At 68.0% G+C, this 20,068-nt stretch carries 20 protein-coding genes; 9 read left to right on the top strand and 11 right to left on the bottom strand.

The window, feature by feature from the left end:
- Nucleotides 1-20: 20 nt before the first annotated feature.
- Nucleotides 21-341 carry a 2Fe-2S iron-sulfur cluster-binding protein gene (locus tag IAE24_RS28785; RefSeq protein ID WP_097202995.1) on the top strand — a complete coding sequence of 107 codons (321 nt, stop codon included), beginning with the start codon at nt 21-23 and terminating at the stop codon, nt 339-341.
- Nucleotides 342-413: 72 nt separating this feature from the next.
- Here the strand turns inward: IAE24_RS28785 and IAE24_RS28780 are convergent, their stop codons facing one another.
- A complete protein-coding gene (locus IAE24_RS28780) occupies nt 414-1,352 on the bottom strand; it encodes a LysR substrate-binding domain-containing protein (protein ID WP_199961315.1) in 939 nt (312 codons plus the stop codon).
- A 137-nt stretch (nt 1,353-1,489) separates the two neighbouring features.
- Between IAE24_RS28780 and IAE24_RS28775 the strand changes: the two genes are divergently transcribed.
- Genes IAE24_RS28775 through hpaI form a run of 4 tightly spaced genes read left to right on the top strand, consistent with a single transcriptional unit; the run spans nt 1,490 to nt 6,398 of the window.
- Complete coding sequence (locus IAE24_RS28775) at nt 1,490-2,485, top strand: Bug family tripartite tricarboxylate transporter substrate binding protein (RefSeq protein ID WP_016453812.1); 996 nt, start codon at nt 1,490-1,492, stop codon at nt 2,483-2,485.
- A 42-nt stretch (nt 2,486-2,527) separates the two neighbouring features.
- Nucleotides 2,528-4,057: a UxaA family hydrolase gene (locus IAE24_RS28770; protein ID WP_141829349.1), complete on the top strand. Its 1,530-nt coding sequence runs from the start codon at nt 2,528-2,530 to the stop codon at nt 4,055-4,057.
- Nucleotides 4,058-4,091: 34 nt separating this feature from the next.
- On the top strand, nt 4,092-5,561 hold the full coding sequence (locus IAE24_RS28765; protein WP_199961316.1) for an NAD-dependent succinate-semialdehyde dehydrogenase: 1,470 nt from the start codon (nt 4,092-4,094) through the stop codon (nt 5,559-5,561).
- 30 nt (nt 5,562-5,591) lie between these two features.
- Complete coding sequence (hpaI, locus tag IAE24_RS28760) at nt 5,592-6,398, top strand: 4-hydroxy-2-oxoheptanedioate aldolase (protein ID WP_199961317.1); 807 nt, start codon at nt 5,592-5,594, stop codon at nt 6,396-6,398.
- A gap of 1 nt (nt 6,399) precedes the next feature.
- On the opposite strand, the gene IAE24_RS28755 is transcribed toward hpaI, so the two are convergent.
- The 8 genes from IAE24_RS28755 to IAE24_RS28720 all read right to left on the bottom strand — a co-directional run bounded on the left by IAE24_RS28755 (nt 6,400) and on the right by IAE24_RS28720 (nt 13,434).
- On the bottom strand, nt 6,400-6,732 hold the full coding sequence (locus IAE24_RS28755) for a DUF3325 domain-containing protein (RefSeq protein ID WP_199961318.1): 333 nt from the start codon (nt 6,730-6,732) through the stop codon (nt 6,400-6,402).
- A complete protein-coding gene (locus tag IAE24_RS28750; RefSeq protein ID WP_199961319.1) occupies nt 6,729-8,372 on the bottom strand; it encodes a PepSY-associated TM helix domain-containing protein in 1,644 nt (547 codons plus the stop codon). Before IAE24_RS28750 ends, IAE24_RS28755 begins: the two co-directional genes overlap by 4 nt.
- Nucleotides 8,369-8,695 carry a DUF3649 domain-containing protein gene (locus IAE24_RS28745; RefSeq protein ID WP_012204261.1) on the bottom strand — a complete coding sequence of 109 codons (327 nt, stop codon included), beginning with the start codon at nt 8,693-8,695 and terminating at the stop codon, nt 8,369-8,371. The genes IAE24_RS28750 and IAE24_RS28745 overlap by 4 nt, the downstream gene beginning before the upstream one ends.
- 244 nt (nt 8,696-8,939) lie before the next feature.
- Nucleotides 8,940-9,851, bottom strand: coding sequence for an EamA family transporter (locus tag IAE24_RS28740; RefSeq protein ID WP_199961320.1), 912 nt, complete (start codon nt 9,849-9,851; stop codon nt 8,940-8,942).
- A 184-nt stretch (nt 9,852-10,035) separates the two neighbouring features.
- On the bottom strand, nt 10,036-10,464 hold the full coding sequence (locus tag IAE24_RS28735) for a DUF1641 domain-containing protein (protein ID WP_199961321.1): 429 nt from the start codon (nt 10,462-10,464) through the stop codon (nt 10,036-10,038).
- Between the two features lie 51 nt (nt 10,465-10,515).
- Nucleotides 10,516-11,706 carry an NAD(P)/FAD-dependent oxidoreductase gene (locus IAE24_RS28730; protein WP_013803503.1) on the bottom strand — a complete coding sequence of 397 codons (1,191 nt, stop codon included), beginning with the start codon at nt 11,704-11,706 and terminating at the stop codon, nt 10,516-10,518.
- 78 nt (nt 11,707-11,784) lie between these two features.
- Nucleotides 11,785-12,384 carry a TetR/AcrR family transcriptional regulator gene (locus tag IAE24_RS28725; RefSeq protein ID WP_012204257.1) on the bottom strand — a complete coding sequence of 200 codons (600 nt, stop codon included), beginning with the start codon at nt 12,382-12,384 and terminating at the stop codon, nt 11,785-11,787.
- Between the two features lie 81 nt (nt 12,385-12,465).
- Nucleotides 12,466-13,434, bottom strand: coding sequence for a helix-turn-helix transcriptional regulator (locus IAE24_RS28720; protein ID WP_199961322.1), 969 nt, complete (start codon nt 13,432-13,434; stop codon nt 12,466-12,468).
- Between the two features lie 176 nt (nt 13,435-13,610).
- On the opposite strand from IAE24_RS28720, the gene IAE24_RS28715 reads away from it, so the two are divergent.
- Together IAE24_RS28715 and IAE24_RS28710 are read left to right on the top strand one after the other, a co-directional pair.
- Nucleotides 13,611-15,275, top strand: coding sequence for a hypothetical protein (locus tag IAE24_RS28715; RefSeq protein WP_199961323.1), 1,665 nt, complete (start codon nt 13,611-13,613; stop codon nt 15,273-15,275).
- A 201-nt stretch (nt 15,276-15,476) separates the two neighbouring features.
- Nucleotides 15,477-16,280 carry a PhzF family phenazine biosynthesis protein gene (locus tag IAE24_RS28710; protein ID WP_199961324.1) on the top strand — a complete coding sequence of 268 codons (804 nt, stop codon included), beginning with the start codon at nt 15,477-15,479 and terminating at the stop codon, nt 16,278-16,280.
- A gap of 39 nt (nt 16,281-16,319) precedes the next feature.
- Here IAE24_RS28710 and IAE24_RS28705 read toward each other — a convergent pair whose 3' ends face one another.
- Nucleotides 16,320-16,655 (bottom strand): hypothetical protein, encoded by a 336-nt coding sequence (locus tag IAE24_RS28705; protein WP_233626270.1) that lies wholly within the window; start codon nt 16,653-16,655, stop codon nt 16,320-16,322.
- 204 nt (nt 16,656-16,859) lie between these two features.
- Here IAE24_RS28705 and IAE24_RS28700 point away from each other — a divergent pair, with 204 nt between their 5' ends.
- Entirely contained in the window at nt 16,860-17,600 is a 741-nt protein-coding gene (locus IAE24_RS28700; protein WP_013803506.1) for an SOS response-associated peptidase, read from the top strand.
- A gap of 30 nt (nt 17,601-17,630) precedes the next feature.
- On the opposite strand, the gene blaOXA is transcribed toward IAE24_RS28700, so the two are convergent.
- Nucleotides 17,631-18,431, bottom strand: coding sequence for a class D beta-lactamase (gene blaOXA, locus IAE24_RS28695; RefSeq protein ID WP_267233144.1), 801 nt, complete (start codon nt 18,429-18,431; stop codon nt 17,631-17,633).
- A gap of 229 nt (nt 18,432-18,660) precedes the next feature.
- Between blaOXA and IAE24_RS28690 the strand changes: the two genes are divergently transcribed.
- The gene (locus IAE24_RS28690) at nt 18,661-20,001 is read left to right on the top strand and encodes an ammonium transporter (RefSeq protein WP_013803508.1); all 1,341 of its coding nucleotides are present in this window, start codon (nt 18,661-18,663) and stop codon (nt 19,999-20,001) included.
- Nucleotides 20,002-20,068 lie beyond the last annotated feature (67 nt).

Genomic DNA, 20,068 nt, shown 5'->3' with positions numbered 1-20,068 from the left:
CCAAAAGCCCCACCCACGCCATGACCACCATCACCTTCATAGAACACAGCGGCCGCGAGCACGTGGTGCAGGCCACGGACGGCCAGAGCCTCATGCGCGCCGCTGTCTCCAACGGCGTGCCGGGCATCGATGCCGAGTGCGGCGGCGCCTGTGCCTGCGCCACCTGCCATGTCTACATACAACCGGAGTGGCTGGACCGCGTGGGCCCGGCCCAGGGCGGCGAAAGGGAGATGCTGGACTTCGCCCTCGACGTGCGCGGCGACTCGCGGCTGGCCTGCCAGATCACGGTATCGCCGCAGCTCGACGGGCTGGTGGTGGGCATGCCGGTGGCGCAGAGCTGACGCGGCATCCGGCCGGCCCCAAGCTCACTTTCGCTTCCGCTTCCACTTCCACTTCCACTTCCCAAGACGATTTCAGCGCGACGCCAGGCCGTTCCCCACCGCCCGCAAACACTCCACCAGCAAGCGCGTCGTCGCCGTCATCGGCTGGCCGCGCAGGGTGATCAGGCCCACGGGCGGCAGGTCGATGGGCACGGGCAGGTCCAGCACGGCGACCAGCCCCTGCTGCGCGAAATGCTGCGCCACGCCGCGCGCCATGAAGGCCACGGCGCCGCGCTGGTGCAGGAAGCTGATCTGCGACAGGAATGAGGCGGACTCCACCAGGTCGGCGGGCGGATGCAGGCCGTGGGCGAAGAACTGCTGCTCCAGCTTCACGCGCAGCGATGCCCAGGGCGGGGGCATGACGCAGGGCATGTCGGCCAGCGCCTGCCAGTTGGCAGGCTGCGCCAGCAGCGCATGGCCGGGGCGCACGACGGCGACCATGGGCTCGTCGTACAGGGCTTCGGTCTCCAGGTCGGGCGAGGCATAGCCCGGTTCGAGCCGGCCCACGAACAGGTCCAGCTCGCCCATGCGCAGCTTGGGCAGCAGCCGCGTGAGATCACCCTCCTCGACCAACACCGTGGTCTGGGCCGATCGTGCCTTCAACTGCTCGACGGCCCGGGCCAGCAGCACGGGCGTGGCCACGACCATGGCGCCCACGCTGGTGCGCCCGCGCGTGCCGCTGGCCTCGGCCGCCATTTCATCGCGCGTGCGTTCGAAGCCCGCCAGCACCGAGCGCGCAAAGCGCACCATGCTGACGCCGGCCGCTGTGGGCTCGGTGCCTCGCGTGGAGCGCTCGAACAGCGTCATGTCCAGCATGCGCTCTATCTCGGCCAGGGTCTTGGAGACGGCGGGCTGGGTCACGGCCAGGAACTCGGCGGCACGGCCCAGGTGGCGGAACTGGTCCAGCGCCACCAGCAGCTGCAGGTGGCGCAGCTTGAGGTTGGAGCGCAGCACACGGTCTATCTTGCTCATGGGGTCTTCATAGCTTTGAGGTTATGAAGCCAGTCTATCTTTTCATTGGATTGTCATGATCAGGCGCTGAACAATCGCGCCAGTCAGCCCAAGGCCCGGATCACAGGGCTGCAAAAAGCCAATACAGGAGACAAGCGATGAACACCCCACGCACACGCCATGCAAGCCGGCGCGAATTCGTGCTCGCCACCCTCGGCGCCAGCGCACTGGCCGCCACCGGACCTCTTTTCGCCCAGAACTGGCCCGAACGCCCCATCACCTTCATCTGCCCCTGGCCTGCGGGCGGCACGGCCGACCAGTCCATGCGCGCGCTGTGCACCGTGGCCGGCAAGCTGCTGGGCCAGCCGATCGCGGTGGAGAACCGCGCGGGCGCATCGGGAATGATCGGCGCCAAGGCGCTGGCCTCGGCCAGGGCGGACGGCTACACCATCGGCCAGATTCCCATCTCGGTCACGCGCTTTTCGCAGCTGGGCAGCCTGCAGGCCGATCCGCGCAAGGACTACACCTACATCGCGCGTACCTCGGGCCAGACCTTCGGCATTGCCGTGCCAGCCCATTCGCCGTTCAAGACGCTCAAGGACTTCGTGGCCGCCGCCAAGGCGAGGCCCGGCCAGGTGACCTATGCCCATGCAGGCGTGGGCGGTGCCACGCATGTGGGCATGGAGGAATTTGCGGGCGTGGCCGGCATACAGCTCAACCATGTGCCCTACAAGGGCGGCGCCGAGGCACTGCAGGGCGTGCTGGGCGGCCATGTGGATGCGCTGGCCGACTCCAGCTCCTGGGCTCCCCATGTGGAGGCCGGCAAGCTGCGCCTGCTGGCCACCTGGGGCGAGCAGCGCACGGCGCGCTTCAAGGACGTGCCCACGCTGCGCGAATGCGGCTACGACGTGGTGGTCGATGCGCCCAACGGCATTGGCGCGCCGCGTGGCCTGGACCCGGCCGTGGCGGCCAGGCTGCGCGAGGCCTTCCGCGCCGCCGTGGCCAGCCCCGAGTTCAAGTCCGTGGCCGAGAAGCTGGATGCACCGCTGCTCTACCTGGACGGCCCGGACTACGAGAAATACGTCAACACGGTCTATCAAAAAGAGACCGTTTTGATCGACAAGCTCAAGCTGCGCGAATTAATGAAGGGCTGACAGCCCGCGAACCCACACCGATGAAAGCCACGCATGTCCCGCATGTCCCGCACCGATAGCCCCCTGCTGCACCTGCATCCCAACGACAACGTGCTGGTCGCCAAGACCGCTCTGTCGCTGGGCCAGGAGATTCCCGAACTGGGCGTGCGCGCCCGCGCCCAGGTGCCTGCGGGCCACAAGATCGCCGCGCGCCGCATCGCAGAGGGCGAGCAGGTGAAGAAGTACGACACCGTGATCGGCGTGGCCATGCGCGAGCTGGAGGCTGGCGACTATGTGCACAGCCACAACCTGCGCATCGTGGACTACTACCGCGACCCGGCCTTCGGCGCCGATGTGCGGCCCGTGGACTATGTGCCCGAGGCGCAGCGCGCCAGCTTCCAGGGCTTTGTGCGCGCCGGCGGCGGCGTGGGCACGCGCAATTTCATCGGCATCCTGTCGTCGGTGAACTGTTCGGCCACGGTGATCAAGCGCATTGCCGCGCATTTCACGGCCGAGCGCATGGCGGCCTTCCCCAACGTGGACGGCGTGGTGGCCTTCGCCCAGACCAGCGGCTGCGGCATGTCTTCGCCCAGCGAGCATTTCGACGTGCTGCGCCGCACGCTGGCCGGCTATGCGCGCCACCCGAACCTGGCCGGCGTGCTCATCGTGGGCCTGGGCTGCGAGCGCAACCAGGTCGATGCCCTGGTGCAGTCGCAGGGCCTGAGCGAAGGCCGGCTCATGCGCACCCTGGTGATGCAAGAGGTCGGCGGCACGCGCGTGACCATAGAGGCCGGCATCCGCGCCATCGAAGAGATGCTGCCCGAAGCCGACGCCGCGCGGCGCAGCACGGTCAGTGCCAGCCACCTGAAGATCGGGCTGGAGTGCGGCGGCTCGGACGGCTTTTCGGGCATCACGGCCAACCCGGCCCTGGGCGCGGCCATGGACATCCTGGTGCGCCACGGCGGCACGGCCATCCTGTCGGAAACGCCCGAGATCCATGGCGTGGAATTCATGCTCACGCGCCGCGCCATCACACCTGCCGTGGGCCAGAAGCTGCTGGACCGCCTGGCATGGTGGGAGCGCTACGCGGCCGGCCAGAACGCGCAGTTCAACGGCGTGGTCGGCCACGGCAACCAGGCCGGCGGCCTGGCCAACATCTTCGAGAAATCGCTGGGCTCGGCCATGAAGGGCGGCACCACGCCGCTGCGCGCCGTCTACGAATATGCCGAGCCCATCACCGAGCCTGGCTTCGTCTTCATGGATTCGCCGGGCTACGACCCCGTGGCCTCCACGGGCCAGATTGCCAGCGGCGCGCACCTGATCTGCTTCACCACGGGGCGCGGCTCCATGTTCGGCAGCAAGCCTGCGCCCACCATCAAGCTGGCCAGCAACACGCCCATGTACCGGCGCCTGGAGGAAGACATGGACATCAACTGCGGCCTGATCGTGGACGGCGAATGCGGCGTGCCCGAGATGGGGCAGCGCATCTTCGCGCAGATCCTGCGCCACGCCAGCGGCGAGCCCACCAAGAGCGAGGCCCTGGGCCTGGGCGACCATGAGTTCGTGCCCTGGCACCTGGGCATCGTGAGCTGAGCCGCCCCTTACAACACCTGCATCCACCGATTCCATGCCACTGACCCTGACCCGCCCCGAGCTGCTGCGCAGCGCCAACTTCATCGCCGGCCAATGGACGACCGCGACTGCCCCGCGCCTGGCCGTGACCGACCCCGCCACGGGCGCACTGATCACCAAGGTGCCCGACTCCGGCGCCGCCGAAGCCCGCGCCGCGCTGAACGCCGCGCATGCCGCCTTCCCCGCCTGGCGCAAGACGCCTGCCAAACAGCGCGCCGCCATCATCAAGCGCTGGAACGACCTGGTGCTGGCCCACCAGGACGACCTGGGCCGCCTCATCAGCCGCGAGCAGGGCAAGCCCCTGGCCGAGGGCAAGGGCGAGGTCGCCTATGCGGCCAGCTACATCGAATGGTTTGCCGAAGAGGCCACGCGCATGAACGGCGAGATCATTCCCGCACCCGTGCCGGGCCGGCGCATGTTTGCGCTACGCGAGCCCGTGGGCGTGGTGGCCGCCATCACGCCCTGGAACTTTCCTGCCGCCATGATCGCCCGCAAGATCGCGCCCGCGCTGGCCGCCGGCTGCACCGTGGTCTGCAAGCCCGCCGAAGACACGCCGCTGACCTCGCTGGCCCTGGTGCTGCTGGCCCAGGAGGCGGGCGTGCCGGCCGGCGTGCTCAACATCGTCACGGCCTCGCGCGAGAAGACGCCCGAGGTGGTGGATGTCTGGCTGGACGATGCGCGCGTGCGCAAGATCACCTTCACGGGCTCCACGCCCGTGGGCAAGCACCTGGCGCGGCGCAGCGCCGACACGCTCAAGAAGCTCTCGCTGGAGCTGGGCGGCAATGCGCCCTTCATCGTCTTCGAGGACGCCGACATCGAGGCCGCCGTCGACGGCTTCATGGCCGCCAAGTTCCGCAATGGCGGCCAGACCTGCGTGTGCCCCAACCGCGTCTTCGTGCACCGCAGCGTGCACGACGCATTTGCACAGAAGCTGGCCGCGCGCGTGGCCGCGCTGCACGTGGGCCCGGCCAGCGACCCGGCCTCGCAGATCGGCCCCATGATCAACGCGCGCGCCGTGGAAAAGATCGAGCGCCATGTGCAGGACGCCGTGGCGCGCGGCGCCAGGGTGCTCACGGGCGGCAGGCGCCTGGATGCCCTGGGCGCCAACTACTACGCGCCCACCGTGCTCACGGGCGCCGATGCCTCCATGGCCTGCGCCTGCGAGGAAACCTTCGGCCCCGTGGCGCCGCTCACGGTCTTCGACAGCGAGGACGAGGTCATCGCCGCCGCCAACGACACGCCCTTCGGCCTGGCCGCCTACTTCTACAGCAACGACGCACGCCGCATCTGGCGCATGGCCGATGCATTGGAGACCGGCATCGTCGGCATCAACGAAGGCGCACTGGCCGCCGAGGCAGCGCCCTTCGGCGGCGTCAAGGAATCGGGCTACGGCCGCGAGGGCTCCACCCACGGCCTGGACGACTACCTGCACACCAAGTACGTCTGCCAGGGCCTGCTGGACTGAATCTTTCCCTCAACGAAATCACCGGACACCATGCCAGCCCATAACCCCTTCAAGACCGCCCTGGCCGCAGGCCAGCCCCGCATCGGCCTGTGGCTGTCCATGGCCGACCCCTACCTGGCCGAGGCTGCCGCCACCTGCGGCTACGACTGGCTGCTGATCGACGGCGAGCACGCCCCCAACGACGTGCGCAGCACCCTGGCCGCGCTGCAGGCCGTGGCCCCGCACCCGGCACAGGCCGTGGTGCGCGTGGTCGAAGGCAGCACGGCCCTGATCAAGCAGATGCTGGACATAGGCGCCACCACCTTGCTCGTGCCCATGGTGGACACGGCCGAACAGGCGCGCGCCGTGGTGGCCGCCACGCGCTACCCGCCGCTGGGCGTGCGCGGCGTGGGCAGCGCCGTGGGCCGCGCATCGCAGTGGAGCGCACGCGCCGACTACCTGCAAGTGGCCGACGACGAGGTCTGCCTGCTGGTGCAGGCCGAGACCGTGGCCGCGCTGCACAACCTTGAAGCCATCTGCGCGGTGGACGGCGTGCACGGCGTCTTCATCGGCCCCGCCGACCTGGCCGCCTCCATGGGCCACCGCGGCAACCCCGGCCACCCCGAGGTGCAGGCCGCCATCGAAGCCGCCATGAAGACCATCATCGCCAGCGGCAAGGCGGCCGGCACCCTGACCTCGGACCCCGCCCTGGCCCGCCGCTACCTGGATCTGGGCTGCAGCTTCGTGGCCGTGGGCGTGGATGTGCTGCTGTTTGCGAATGCGGCGCGCAGGCTGCGGGGGCAGTTCGATAATTCGCCGGTGGCCGCGCCTGCACAGCAGGCAGCTGCCGCCTATTGAATCAGACAGCCACCAGCCAGGCCAGCAGCCCCGCCGCCGCTGCAGCGGCGGCCACACGCCGCGCGAACTGCGGTGCATAGGTCAGCAGCAGGCCCAGGGCCAGGCCCGCAAAGGTCAGCAGGCCCAGCCAGGCGGCCAAGGCCACCGAGGCATTCCAGCGCAGCAGGCAAGGCGCCAGCGATAGGGCCAGCAGCGCGTAGCCAGCCAGCCGCCAGGCCTTCAGGCGCGCGGGCGCCAGGCCTTCGGTGCCCAGCTGGTCCTGGTGCCGGTCCATGGAAGCGGCGATGACGGCAAAGCCTGCAAAGGCCAGAAAAAAGGCGGCAAGAATCATCATGACGCGCGCTCCAGCGTGGGGGCATGGCTGGCGGCACGGGCTTGCGTGCGGGGCACTGCAGCCGCTGCCGGCTTGCCGCGCAGCAGCCACCAGGCCACCACGCCGTGGATGGCGGCCAGGCCCAGCATCAGCAGATCGAAGCTGGCGATGCTCCACTGCCCGTTGGCCAGGGTCTGCACCAGCGATGCGCCGCCCGTCAGCAGGTTGAGCAGGGGCAGCAGCGCGTACAGCACGGCGGCCAGCGCCATCTGCTGCAGCCAGGCATTGCGGTGCGAGACCAGCAGCGGATGCAGCAGGCACAGCAGCCAGATGATGAAGAAGCCGTTGATTTCCCAGTCGGCACGCCCCTGCATGGGCACGGGCAGCAGGCGGTTGAGCCAGAAGAAGCCGGCCACGGCCACCGACAGGCCCGCGATGGAGCCCACGTTGAGCACCTCCACCAGACGGTGGCCGAAGGGCGTGCGGCCCAGCTTGCGGCGCTCGGGCATGCGCTTGACCACCCACAGCACCATGCCCGACGCGGCCATGAAGGTGCCGACCACGCCGCTGAGCAGCAGCAGCCAGCGCGTGGCGGGCTCGGCAAAGCGGCCCAGGTGCACGCCGGTGATCACGTTGCTGGTGGCGCGCACCCATGAGATGGCGGGCGCCTCGGGGCTGGCCTGCAACTGGCCGGTCACGCCGTCGAAGCGCAGGGTCTCGGACTGGCCCCGGTTGATGAGACTCATGCCGCCGCCTTCGCGCAGTTCGACCACCGCGCGCGAGGTGCCGGGCGCGTTGACGGTGATGCTGCCCACACCGTGCTCGGGCCAGCGGCGTGCGCCCTCGGCCATCATGGGTGCGATATCGGCCAGCGCGGCCACCTGGCGCTCCTGTTTGCCACCGCGCGCGCCCGGGCCCTGGTTGGCCGCCTGACCGCGCGCGCCCCGCACATCGGCGAAGTAGGCATTGGTGTCGCCGTTGTAGGCCGCCTGTATGCCCCAGGGCATGAGCATGAACATCAGCAGCACCAGGCCGCTGAAGGTGATGACGATGTGAAACGGCAATGCCAGCACGGCCGTGGCGTTGTGCGCGTCCAGCCAGGAGCGCTGGCCCTTGCGCGGGCGGAAGGTGAAGAAGTCCGTGAAGATCTTCTTGTGCGTGATCACGCCCGTGATGATGGCCACGAACATCAGCATGGTGGCGAAGCCCACGATCCAGCGGCCCCAGATGCGCGGCATGGCGTGCAGCTCGAAGTGGAAGCGGTAGAAGAAGTTGCCGGCGCGTGTCTCGCGCGGCTCCAGCTTCTCGCCCGTGGCGGCGTCGATCTCGGCGCGCTTGGTGCCTGCGCGGCCCGTGGCGGCGCCGGGCTCTCGCCAGGATGCGGCCACCGCCACCTGGCGCGGGCCGGGCAGGCTCAGCGTCCAGGTCGTGGCTTCGGGCGCGATGCGCTGCATGGCCTCCAGTGCGCGCTGCGCGGTGTCGGCGTCCTGCACCGAGCCGTGCAGCTCGGGCCGCATCCAGTCGTTGATCTCGTCGCGGAAATAGCTCAGGGTGCCCGTGAAGAACACCGCGTAGAGCAGCCAGCCCAGCAGCAGGCCGCTCCAGGTGTGCAGCCAGGACATGGACTGGCGCAGTCCCTCGGGTTTGCCGTCTGCCCTCATGCGGCGGCTCCGTTCGACAGCATCCAGGCCAGAAGTCCCAGGCCCGCGCCCGGCAGGCCGATCACGGCCCAGGCGCGCCAGGCGCTGGCGCAGCCAAAGGCCCACATGGCCGCCACGGCGTAGATGATGAAGGCCAGCAGGGTCGAGCCCAGCGCCGCATCGGCCCGTTCCACGCCCAGCCAGACCATGGCGCGCGCGCCCGTGGCGGCGCAGGCGGCCGACAGCAGATAGCCTCCGCCGATCGCCGCCAAGGCGCGCGAGGCCACGGCCACGCGGTAGCGCAGCAAGGATGGAGAGGACCCTCCCGGGGTCGAGGCTTGCATGGGGATGACCTTTCTTGCGGATCGTTGCCCGTTCCGGACGCCGCGGCCGCAGCGCAGGCCCGGACAGACAAAGGCGCCACAACAGTTCAAGGTCTGTGCGGCGCCGGGCGTTGGCCGCGCGCCTGAAGCACGCCGCCTTTCAAAGAGCGGGAATGATAATGATTTTTATTACCCGAGTCATTTAAAGAAATGCAAAGCCGGCCTCCTGCCACCGGCCCCGACCATCTCCCTGGCGCCTTTTCCCCTATCGCGTCCGCCCCGCCAGCCAGCGCCCGCCGAACTGGTTGATCACCATGCCCGCCAGCACGGCCAGCGTGCCCATCCACTGCATGAAGGTAGGCCGCTCGCCCAGCAGCAGCATGGCCGAGACCAGGCCCACCACGGGCACCATCAGAGACAGCGGCGCCACCGTGCCGGCCGCATAGCGCTGCAGCAGGCGCGTCCACAGGCCATAGCCCAGCAGCGTGGCCAGCAGCGCCAGGTACAGGATGGAGGCCACGGCGGTCAGGTCGATCCCCGCCAGTTGCTGCACGACCGTATCCGCGCCATCGGCCCAGACGGCCAGGGCCATCAGCGGCGCGATGGGAAAGATGCTGCTCCAGACGATGAAGGGGAAGGGCTCGTAGGGGCCGCTGCGCGCCGCATAGCGCGTGATCATGTTGGACACGGCCCACATGCAGGCTGCGCCCACGGTCAGCAAAAAGCCGGCCAGCGTCATGGCGTTGTCGCCCTCGCCATGGGCGCTGCCAATGGCAACCAGCCCGCCCAGCGACACCACCAGGCCCAGCCAATGCCACAGGCGCGCGGGCTCGCCCAGCAGGAAGGCGGCCAGCAGCAGCGTGACGAAGGCCTGCGTCTGCAGCACCACCGAGGCCATGCCGGCCGGCATGCCCAGCTTCAGGCCCAGGAACAGCATGCCGAACTGGCCCACGCCCTGCACCAGCCCATAGGCGGCCAGATAGCGCCAGCCCACCGACTTGGGCGGGCGCACGAACAGCAAAAAGGGCAGCGACGCCACCACGAAGCGCAGCGCGCTCAGCAGCATGGGCGACAGCGTCAGCAGGCCGAACTTCATGGCCACGAAGTTGGTGCCCCAGATCAGGATGACCAGCAGCGCACGCGCCCAGTCGCCACGGCTCAGGTGCTGCGCGGTCATGCCCTGCCCTCGGTGCATCGGGGCCTGCAATGGTCAGGGACAGCGGCCGGCAGCACCGGCAAGGAACAGGAAGAAGGCATGGCGGGCAATGGGCAAAAAGAAAAGGGGCGGATCACATCCGCCCCCGGCGTTTGTACCACCGCAGCCCGTGCGCTGCCGGGCGGCCGCGGCTCGGCCCTGCGTTTCAGTCCGCCGCGTAGTCGATGGGATCGTGGGCATGCTGGCGCCCCAGCGCGCCGGCCATGGCCAGGATGAAGGCCAGGCCGCGCCGCACATCGGGCTCGCGTGCCATGCGCATCAGGCCGATCAGGGTGGGCGTTTCCTCCATGGCCTGCACCTGGGCCGCCGCCATGCGTGCGGCATTGCCCGCGGCCCAGGCCCCGCCCACGCCATCCTCGAAGGCCTTGGCGACCTTCTCGACCATGTAGTCGTCTGCCATGTCCACCAGGTCCGCCGTGGCCGACAGCAGATCGACCATGCGGTTCAGGCGCCGGCCCGCCAGCAGCGGCTCCAGCTTGCCCACCAGCTCGGCCAGCCCCTGCAGCGCGGCGTCGTCCTGCAGCAGGCCGCCGGCGGCGGGCTGCGCCACGGGAATGTCGGAAGCGATGTTCATCTCGGTGCTCCTTGTCTTCGTGCTTGGAATGACAATGCAAAGGCCCTGGCCTCAGACCAGGGCGCGGGCCACGGCCCAGTACATGCCGCGGTTGAAGCCCTTGCGCATCATGGAGCCGACCTTGGTCGGCGGCGTGGGCTTGACGTCGACCTGGTAGTCGTACCAAAGCGGCATGCCGCCGTCCAGGCCCATCTGGGCGATGGCCACCACGCGCCCGTCGTAGGCATCGCTGGTGCGGCCGAAGCGGATCTGCGAGGCGATGTTGTTCACCACCACGGGCGACTGGTTGTGACAGGCGCCGCCGGCCTTGCTCACCGGCAGGTCCACCGTATCGCCCAGCACATAGACATGGCTCTGGCCCAGCACCTGCATGGTCTCGTGGTCGGTGGGCAGCCAGCCCTCGCCGTCCTGCGCCTGCGACAGGCCGCAGTCGCGCACGGCCTGCACGGCGCGTATGGGCGGCGTGGCCATGAGGATGTCGAAGTCTTCGGCCTGTCCCTCCTCCGAGTGTGCCACCTTGGCCTCGGGGTCCACGCGCGCCAGCGTGAATCCGCGCTGGTGGCGAATGCCGCGCTGCTCGAACACCGTGGGCAGGATCTCGCAGGTGTCCTTCTGCAGGAACAGGCAGTTGCGCAGCAGCTGCGAGACCGTGGGATAGGTGTAGACGATCTCCACCTTGTCGCGCACGCCGCGCCGGCGCAGCAGGTCGTCCAGCATCAGCGTGGTCTCTATGGGCGCGATGCCGCACTGGTGCGGCACATTGGGCGTCTTGGGAAAGGTGACGGTGACGAAGATGCGGCCCTTTTCTATGCGCGCCAGCTTGTCGGCCAGCTGCCGCGCGGGCGCGTGCTGGTAGAAGTGGTCGCCGGCCTCGGCCAGGCCTTCGATGCGCTCGGGCGAGGGCACGCAGCCCGTGGAAATCACCAGATGGTCGTAGCCGAAGCGCTTGCCGCTCTTGCAGTGCACGGCCTGCAGCGCGAAGTCGAAGCGTTCCACCTCTTCCACCTGGAAGTCGATCTCGGGCCGCAGCAGGCCGCGCTGCCTGCGCCGCAACTCGTCGCGGAAGAAGGCATTGAAGGCCACGTACATGAAGGCCGGCTTGTAGTAATGCCAGGGCGAGTTCGACAGCATGGTGATGCGCACCTTGCCCGTGACCACCTCCGGATACAGCTTGCTGACCAGGTGGTTGGCGGTCATGGTGCCGCCAATGCCCCCTCCGATGATCAAGATGTGATGCGCCATCCCTGCTACTCCTTGTGCTTTCGCCTCAGTGGAACAACCGCTGGCGCCGCACGGCGCCAGCGCCGGAAAATGCGCCGCTCAGTCAGGCTTGAGCGATCGCCACACCCCGTCCCAGAGCGCGTCGAACAGGGGCTCTATGGGCGTGTCGATGATGCCGTCCAGCCGCAGGCAGATCATGCGGATCGCGCTGCCATACATCAGGCTGGCCGCCACCATGGGCTCCATCTGGCGGATCTCGCCATCGGTCATGCCGGCGAACACGAAGCCGCGCATGCGCACGAAGGCCGAGGCCGAGCAGATGGCCTGCTCGTCGGGCAGAAACTCGCGGTGGCGCGCATTGACCACGAAGCCCATGGCCTCGGGCTCGGCCTCGGCCAGCCCGAACAGCATGCGCAGCACCTCGCGGCAGCGCTGGGCGCTGCCCGCGTGCCGCTCCTCGATATCGTCAAGCAGCACATTCATGCGCGCCAGCAAATGCCGGTACAGCTCGCGCGCAATGCCTTCCTTGTCGGCAAAGTGGTTGTAGAAGAAACCGATGGACACGCCGGCCTCGGCGCACAGGTCCTGTATCGAGGTATTGAAGAAGCCCCGCTCCACGAACAGCCTGAGCGCCACGCGCAGCGTCTGCACATGGCGCGAACCCGCGTGCGGAAAGAAGGTCCAGGCCTCGTCTTGCATGAGAACCGATAGTAGAACGAATCTTCATTCTATTTTCACAAGCACTTGCAAACTACACCAGGGTTTTCCTGGACCTTGGCCTCAATCCATCAGCCGGAGTGCCTCGGCAAGCGACGCCACGTTGGCAATGCCCAGCTTTTCGTAGATGGAGCGGATCTGATTGCGCACCGTGGCAGGAGCACGCTGGAGTTGGACTGCAATCTGCTTGTGCGTCAGGCCCCGGACCACAAGCCGGGCAACCGTGGCTTCGCGGGGGGACAGCCCGTCGGCTGCGCACCGGGGGCGCGCTCGCAACCACAGCAGGCCGTGCTGCGTGAACAGCGTGATGACCAGGGTGTGGGCCACCAGACGATGGGCGCCGCCCTGTGCCGCAGTCTGCACGGCCGCAGGCAGGCGAGGACCTTGCCAGCCCGGCCATTCGGCGCGCAAGGCGTGCTCGAAGACGACGTCCATGTGGTGGATGATGCCGCGCGGGTCTGCCAGTGCCGAGCCCAACGGATCACGGGCCAGGCCCTGCCGAAGCTGCCCCAGATGCGTGAGGCGGTTGAGTTCCAGCGCCTGCTGCACATGGGGCAGCAGCGCGGCCAGCAGTTGGCGCTCGCCCTCGGTGCAATGCGCATCCGTGCGGGCGCGAAACAGCGTGAGCCAGCGCGTGTAAAGAGTGGCCGGGTTCACCATCCCGCCGATGAAGAAGTGCGACTGCTCGAAGCGCCTGCCGTAGTCGCGCAGCGCCCCCTGGTGCCTGCCACCGAACCAGGTCCTCGCTTCAAAGGCCAGCGTCTCGCTGGGGTGCCTGGCGATGGCCTGCGCCGCCGTGTCCAGGTGCTTGACCTCTTCATAGGCCTGCAGCATTTCGGGCGGCTGCAGGTGAAGATGGATGGTGTGGATATCGATGCCGGCCGTCGTCATGGTGGCCGAGCCCCACATGGCCGAGTCGAAGGGCAGCACGGGTTTGAGCAGGTCCAGCGCCTGGTCCTGGAAATGCTCGACAGGCTGCTCGTGCGATAGCCGGTAGAGGTTCAGCAGCAGGTGGTTGTACGCAGCGTCCATGGCGGCTTGCCTGCCTCTCTTCGATACGTTGAGAACAACTGCACGGGCGGGTGTTGCGCGTGCCGTGCCCTCTTGTCCCACCCCGGCAGCGCTTCAGGATAGTGCAATTGCATCATTTTGTTTGTTGCGTGTCACAAATAGAGTTGGCTTGCCACACACATTCCTGTACCGACACCATGCAAATTCAATCCCGTGCATCCACTTCCCTTCCCGCCGTGCGCCCTTTGCTGCTGTGCGGCCTCGTTGCAAGCCTCTATGCCTGTGGAGGAGGCAGCGGCGGTACCGACAGCGGCGGGGGCACCGGCGGCGGCACCGTGACACAGCCGGCCATCACGCTGTCAGGCACCGTCGCCATCGACCAGGCCGTGCGCAACGCTGCAGTCTGCGTGGATCTGAACGCCAATGCAGCCTGCGACACGGGCGAACCCAGCGCAGCGGCCACCGGCAGCGACGGCAAGTTCAGCCTGACCTATCAACCCGGCGATGCGGCAGCCACCGCTGCCTTCAACCAGGCTCCCGTGCTGGCTCGCATCACACCCGAATCCGTGGACGCTGCGGACCCCACCAGCACCGCCACAGCCAAGGCGTTCGTGCTGTCTGCACCGGCTGGCAAATCCGCGCAGATCAATCCACTGACCAGCCTGGTGCAAAAGGCCATCGCGGCCGGCACGGCCAGGGAAGTGGCCGAGGCTGCAGTGGCCCGCCAGCTCGGCATCGACGCCGCCAGGATCTACGACTACCAGAGCGACGCGGCCTCCAGTGCCGCCGTGCTTGCGGATACCGCGCGCACAGCCGCCAAGGTCACCGCCTACGCGCTTGAGTTGGGCGTGCCTATCCAGGTGACGGCACCTGGCGCAGCGGCCGTGGCATCGAACCAACTGGCGTTCCTGAACTACGGCAACGCGCAGAACTACTCCGTGCGTGAACGCAGGTCCGATGGCGTCGTCCAGGCAGACGGCTTTGCCCACCAGTTCGAGACACGCAGCGGAAAAACCAACGGTGCGCCCAGTACACAGGAAGCGCTGTTCCCGTCCGTCACGCTCACCAGCACCGGATGGACGCGCTGCGACAGCTCCGTTGCGCGCCTGACGACACAGGGGGTTCCCTCGCGCACACTGCTGTGCAACCAGTCCACCGCCTACCTGGGCTTTACCACCGCTTCGCAGGACGTCAGCGGCAAGCCCATGGCCGAAGTCATCACGCAATTGCGTGCCGGAGACACAACGCTGCAGGCCGAGGGCATTCGCCATGACCGCTCCATCGAAATGGACCCCGCCACGCTGGGCTCGGCCGTCTTCCCGCAGGGCGCACAGATACGCACTGCACTGTCGGTGCAGTTGAACCGGTCACCAGCTTTCATCAACAACACGGCCACGGACCGCTTCGGCTTCGCCACGCTGGAAGCCATGATTGCCGGCCGCCCGGCCAGCGCGGTGAACCTGTCGACTCCAGCCACCGTGCGCGCCTCGACAGTCGGGGCGGCGGGGCCGGTCGATGCCAACCATGTGTTGCGCGTGGCCTTCATCGACGCGGCCAACGCCCAGTTCTACAGCTGTGAGTCCACCCCTCCGGCCTACAGCGATCTGGGCGCCTGCACCGCGTATTCGCAAAGCGCGTACACCCTCTCCACCTCCCAGGGCGTGCGCCTGCTGAGCTTTGCCGACTTCCCTGGCAAGACCTTCATGCAAGGCGTGACGCGGGGCTATACGGAATTCGACGGCAGCGTATTCGGCTATCGCATGCCTGCCGCCATTGCCAGCGAAGACCAGGCGCTCAGCTATTCCACCCGCCTGAACGGCGTGGCCTGGACCGCCATGAAAACGGTTCTGGGCATTGAGTGAGCCTTGCAGCCGGGAGCGGGCATTTCAAGCAAGGGATGGGGCGAGGTATCCCACGCGGCGCCCTGCAGCCGCGTGGGACGGCATGCCGGGCATGCGTGCCTCAGCTCTGCCCTGCGGGACCGTAGAATCCGCGCGCAGCCATTGGAGACAGAGACAACAATGACGGGCTGCACACGAATCCGACCCAAAGGCCTTTTGCAAATGCAACTCCCCATCCACGTCATCGACGCATTCACATCGGAACGATTCAAGGGCAATCAGGCCGCCGTCATTCCCCTGAATGCATGGCTTGCCGATTCCACGCTGCAGGCCATTGCCGCAGAGAACAATCTCTCGGAAACCTCGTTCCTGGTCTGGAGTGCCGAGCGCGACGCCTTCGAGATCCGCTGGTTCTCCCCGCTCACGGAGATCGCGTTCTGCGGCCACGCCACGCTGGCAAGCGCCTTCGTGCTGTTCGAGGCCGACCCGGCGCTGCGCAGCATCACGTTCTGGGCCGCTGCCGTGGGCAAGGTCACCGCCATGCAGGAGGATGGCGGACGCATCGTCATGACCTTCCCGCGCCGCGATGCCAAGCCGCTGGATGAGGTGCCGGCCGCGCTGCGCGAAGGCCTGACGCCTGCACCCACGGCCTATCTTGTGAACCAGCAGGCCTACGTGGCGGTCTACGCCGCCGAGGCCGATGTGCTGGCCGTCAAGCCGGATCTGGAACGCCTCAAGTCGCTGGGCCCGCTGGACGTGGTGGTGACGGCGCCTGCGGATGCGGGCGCCTCGTATGACTTCGTCAGCCGCTATTTCTGGCCCGCCAATGGCGGCGAGGAAGATCCCGTCACGGGCTCCATCCATGCGGCGCTTGCGCCTTACTGGGCGGGCAGGCTGGGCAAGAACCGTCTGATCGGCCACCAGGCCTCGCGCCGCACGGGCACGCTGTTTTGCGAAGTGACGGATGCCAGCGTCGAGGTGGCCGGCCACTGCGCGCGTTACCTGACCGGGACGATCACCGTCTGACTGCGGGCCCGTCCCGATGGAGCCGACGCGGAAGGCACATCAGCGCCGAAGGCAGCGGCCGGCGCCATCGATCAGGCGGGCCATTTCCCTGTCCACGCCCAGGTCGGCGCAATAGGCACCCGCCCCGCGCAGTGACAGATCCAGAGTGGCAGGCTTGCTCCTGGAAACCTCGGCCCTCAGCCGAAAGCCCGCCACGTTGGGCGCGCCGTAGTCGGCCGTCTCCAGCACGCCCGCCCGGGTGTCGCGGATGGAATGGCCGTTGCCAAGGTTGTAGGCCCCCTCTTCGTCGCCCATGGTTTCGTCAAGGCAGGCGAAGGCCTGTTCGACCGAAGCGCCTTGGGGCAGGACCAGCGACGCGGTTGTGCCTGGGCCCAAGGCATCGCACATGCCTGCAGAGATTGCGCAGCCGCTCAACAGGCCTGCAAGGCCCAGTACCCATATCCGCATTCACGCTTCCTTTCCAGAGGCCATGGAATCCGCGGCAGTGTATCGACCCGGCCGCGGCGCCGGGCTCGCAATGCGCAGGGAATAGTCTCTCGCCTTGCCGATACCCCCGAGACACGCAGGTACCATCCGCGCATGAGTACCCACTACGAATCCCTGTCGCAAGCCGACGCCTACCGCGACGCCTTCGACGTGGAAGCGCCCGCGGCCAGCGAGCGCAACATGACGCCGCGCAAGTCCGGCTTTTTCATCCGCAGCGTCGCCGTGGCTGCAGAGGCAGCCGCTGAACAGGCAGAACCTGCAGCTCCCGACACACCGCCTGCAGCACCCACCACTCCCGCACGCGAGCTGGTTGCCGCCCAATGGGGCCTGGTGCCGCACTGGGTGAAGTCGGCCTCCGACGGCCGGCTGCGCGCGCTCAAGCTGGTGAATGCGCGTTCGGAGACCGTCTCCACGGCCCAGGCCTTCCGCGATGCCTGGCTCAATGGCCAGCGCTGCATCGTGCCCATGGCCGCCTTTTTCGAGGATGACTACCGCAACGGCAAGGCCCTGCCCACGCGCATCTCGCGCATCGACGGCAAGCCCATGGGCGTGGCCGGCGTGTGGGCGCAGTGGACGGGCCCGGACGGCGAGGTGCTGCTGAGCTACGCCCTGCTCACGGTCAACGCCAACAGCCATGCGCTGCTGCACCGCTACCAGCAGCCCGGCGCGGAAAAGCGCATGCCGGCGATTCTCAACGAAGGCGCTTACGACGCCTGGCTCAACGCGCGCGTGGAAAAGGCCCGCGAGTTCATGCGCCAGTACCCCTCCAACTGGCTCACCGCCAATCCGGTGGAGCGCAAGGCCGACAAGCGGCCTCCAGGCCTGATGGGCTGACAGGCTGGCGCATGGCCCTTGTCCCGCGCGCTACGGCGCCTTGGGCAACGCGTTGATGGAGCGCAGGATGTCGCGCGTGATGCCCTGGCGCTTGGGCAGGTCGGCCAGCCGGTGGGGCGTGTCCATGTTCATGGCGAAGAACACGGGGCCGGCCGGCCATTCCACCCAGCCCACCCACCAGCCGATACGGCCCGTCCAGCCGGTTTTGGCGCGCAGTATCCAGTCCGGGCCGGCCTCGTTGATCATCACGTCCTTCACCAGCCGCTGGTGCTCCACCGGCAATGGCAGCCGATTGCGGTACAGCCGCTGCAGGAAGGCCACCTGCTCCAGCGCCGAGATGGCCAGGTCGCCCTCCACCCAGAACGGCGCCTCGCCCGTGGCCAGCGCATTGCCGTAGTCGATCTTGCGCATGTAGGCAGCCTCGCGCGCGCTGCCAAGCTCCCTGGCAAAGCCTTCGTACACCCACAGGGTGGAGTTGCGCATGGCAGAGCGCAGGTCCTGATCGGCATTCCAGGCCGGCAACTGGCGCTTCACGCCATCCCAGGGAATGCGCTGGAATTCATCGCGCAGCAGCCCGGCGTCCAGCGCGAACAGGCTGTGCGGGATCTTGAAGGTGGAAGCGGGCGAGTAGCGCCGCGCCGCGCGGTCACGGTTGTGGACGTAGACGGCTTCGGCCTGGCCCCTGGCATCGACCACGACGATGCTGCCATCGACCTTGGCATCGGCAAAGAAGCGGTCCCACTCGGGCTTGTCCTGCAGTTCTGCAGCCGCCAGCGCCGCCTGTGACAGACAGGCGAGCAGCGCGGCGCACATCAGATTTCTTCGATTCATGCAGGCAGTTTAAGAGCTGCACCACCGCACGGCGATGGTGCACCGCCCGCCCGGCTGCCCTGTTTTGACTCGCTGTTTTCCCGTTTTGGTGTTCCGGCTGCATCGCGCGGGCCCCAAGGGCCCCGTGTGCGCTGGCACGACTTGTGCAAGGCCGCTGCAGGCCGGCCAATGCAGCCATGGCGGCAACGGCAGACGGCCCCATGACCACAACAAACAAGGGAGTCATTGCATGCACAGGTGCGCACGGGCATTGAGAACATTGGTGGGGGGAGGATGGGTCGCGGTCCTGGGTGCGGCGCAGACGGCGCAGGCGGCCGAGCAGGCGATCACCCGGCCGTCGCTGGTGGCGGTGGAATCCATCAGCGCCGTGGACACGGTCTGGCTGATGACGGCCACGGTGCTGGTGCTGCTGATGACGCTGCCCGGCATTGCGCTGTTCTATGCGGGCATGGTGCGCCGCAAGAACGTGCTCAACACCATGGCCAGCGTGGTGGCGATTGCCTGCCTGGTGAGCATTCTGTGGTTTGCACTCGGCTACTCGCTGGCCTTCACGCCCGGCAATGCGTGGATAGGCGGTGATTCGCGCGCCTGGTTCGCGGGGCTGGATTTCAACGCCGCCAAGGGCCTGGTGGCCGTGAGCCACCTGGCGCCGCATGTGCCTGAAGCAGCCTATGCCATGTTCCAGCTGGCCTTTGCCGTGATCACCGCCGCCTTGCTGGTGGGCGCCTGGGTGGAGCGCATGCGCTTCGGTGCCATGCTGATCTTTGTGGGGCTGTGGAGCCTGCTGGTGTATGCGCCGGTGGCGCACTGGGTGTGGGAGCCGGGCGGCTGGCTGGCGCGCATGGGCGCGCTGGACTTTGCCGGAGGCACCGTGGTGCATGTGAACGCGGGCGTGGCCGGCCTGGTCTGCGCCTGGTTCCTGCGGCCGCGCCGCGGCTACGGGCACGAGCCCTTCGAGCCCTACAACCTGGCCTTGACCATGATGGGCGCAGCCCTGCTGTGGATGGGCTGGTTCGGCTTCAACGCCGGCTCATCGCTGGCCGGGGACAGCCGGGCGGCCCTGGCGCTGGCTGTCACCCACATTGCCGCCAGCGCGGGCGCCCTGGCCTGGTCGCTGGCCGAGTATGTGGTGCGCGGCAAGGCCACGCTGCTGGGCCTGTGCTCAGGGCTGGTCGGCGGGCTGGTGGCGATCACGCCGGCAGCGGGTTTCGTGACGCCGCTGTCGGCGCTGTGCATCGGCCTGATCGCCGGTGTCGCCTGCTACTGGGGCGCCACAGGCCTCAAGCGGCTGCTGGGCGCGGACGATTCGCTGGATGTGTTTGGCGTGCATGGCGTGGGCGGCATCGTGGGCTCGCTGCTGACCGGCGTGTTTGCCAGTCCGCAGATCGGCGGCGTGCAGGGCAGCGTGCTCACCCAGGCCGTGAGCGTGCTGGCCGTGGCCTTGTTCACGCTGGTGGCCACGGCCGTGCTGCTGTGGCTGCTGGACATGCTGATCGGTCTGCGCGTGGATGAGGAAAGCGAGCTGCAGGGCCTGGACCTGGCGCTGCACCGTGAACGCCTGAGTGGATGAACGGCCGGGGCCCCAAACCGCCCCGCGCCCCCAGAAGAAACAAAACAAACACGGCGCCCAACCAACC

The organism is Delftia sp. S65 (genome assembly GCF_016516495.1).
In the GTDB taxonomy this organism is placed as follows: Bacteria; Pseudomonadota; Gammaproteobacteria; order Burkholderiales; family Burkholderiaceae_C; genus Comamonas; species Comamonas acidovorans.
Note: the sequence above shows the minus strand (reverse complement) of the source record. Positions and strands in the feature narration are given on the sequence as shown.

Bases quoted from the DNA above. Each gene is read 5' to 3' on its own strand.
- IAE24_RS28770 (WP_141829349.1), top strand. From the start codon at position 2,528: ATGTCCCGCACCGATAGCCCCCTGCTGCACCTGCATCCCAACGACAAC.
- IAE24_RS28735 (WP_199961321.1), bottom strand. From the start codon at position 10,464: ATGAACATCGCTTCCGACATTCCCGTGGCGCAGCCCGCCGCCGGCGGC.
- hpaI (WP_199961317.1), top strand. From the start codon at position 5,592: ATGCCAGCCCATAACCCCTTCAAGACCGCCCTGGCCGCAGGCCAGCCC.
- IAE24_RS28725 (WP_012204257.1), bottom strand. From the start codon at position 12,384: ATGCAAGACGAGGCCTGGACCTTCTTTCCGCACGCGGGTTCGCGCCAT.
- IAE24_RS28690 (WP_013803508.1), top strand. From the start codon at position 18,661: ATGCACAGGTGCGCACGGGCATTGAGAACATTGGTGGGGGGAGGATGG.
- IAE24_RS28750 (WP_199961319.1), bottom strand. From the start codon at position 8,372: ATGAGGGCAGACGGCAAACCCGAGGGACTGCGCCAGTCCATGTCCTGG.
- IAE24_RS28740 (WP_199961320.1), bottom strand. From the start codon at position 9,851: ATGACCGCGCAGCACCTGAGCCGTGGCGACTGGGCGCGTGCGCTGCTG.
- IAE24_RS28715 (WP_199961323.1), top strand. From the start codon at position 13,611: ATGCAAATTCAATCCCGTGCATCCACTTCCCTTCCCGCCGTGCGCCCT.
- IAE24_RS28720 (WP_199961322.1), bottom strand. From the start codon at position 13,434: ATGGACGCTGCGTACAACCACCTGCTGCTGAACCTCTACCGGCTATCG.
- IAE24_RS28785 (WP_097202995.1), top strand. From the start codon at position 21: ATGACCACCATCACCTTCATAGAACACAGCGGCCGCGAGCACGTGGTG.
- IAE24_RS28775 (WP_016453812.1), top strand. From the start codon at position 1,490: ATGAACACCCCACGCACACGCCATGCAAGCCGGCGCGAATTCGTGCTC.
- IAE24_RS28745 (WP_012204261.1), bottom strand. From the start codon at position 8,695: ATGCAAGCCTCGACCCCGGGAGGGTCCTCTCCATCCTTGCTGCGCTAC.
- IAE24_RS28710 (WP_199961324.1), top strand. From the start codon at position 15,477: ATGCAACTCCCCATCCACGTCATCGACGCATTCACATCGGAACGATTC.
- IAE24_RS28765 (WP_199961316.1), top strand. From the start codon at position 4,092: ATGCCACTGACCCTGACCCGCCCCGAGCTGCTGCGCAGCGCCAACTTC.
- blaOXA (WP_267233144.1), bottom strand. From the start codon at position 18,431: ATGAATCGAAGAAATCTGATGTGCGCCGCGCTGCTCGCCTGTCTGTCA.
- IAE24_RS28755 (WP_199961318.1), bottom strand. From the start codon at position 6,732: ATGATGATTCTTGCCGCCTTTTTTCTGGCCTTTGCAGGCTTTGCCGTC.
- IAE24_RS28700 (WP_013803506.1), top strand. From the start codon at position 16,860: ATGAGTACCCACTACGAATCCCTGTCGCAAGCCGACGCCTACCGCGAC.
- IAE24_RS28730 (WP_013803503.1), bottom strand. From the start codon at position 11,706: ATGGCGCATCACATCTTGATCATCGGAGGGGGCATTGGCGGCACCATG.
- IAE24_RS28780 (WP_199961315.1), bottom strand. From the start codon at position 1,352: ATGAGCAAGATAGACCGTGTGCTGCGCTCCAACCTCAAGCTGCGCCAC.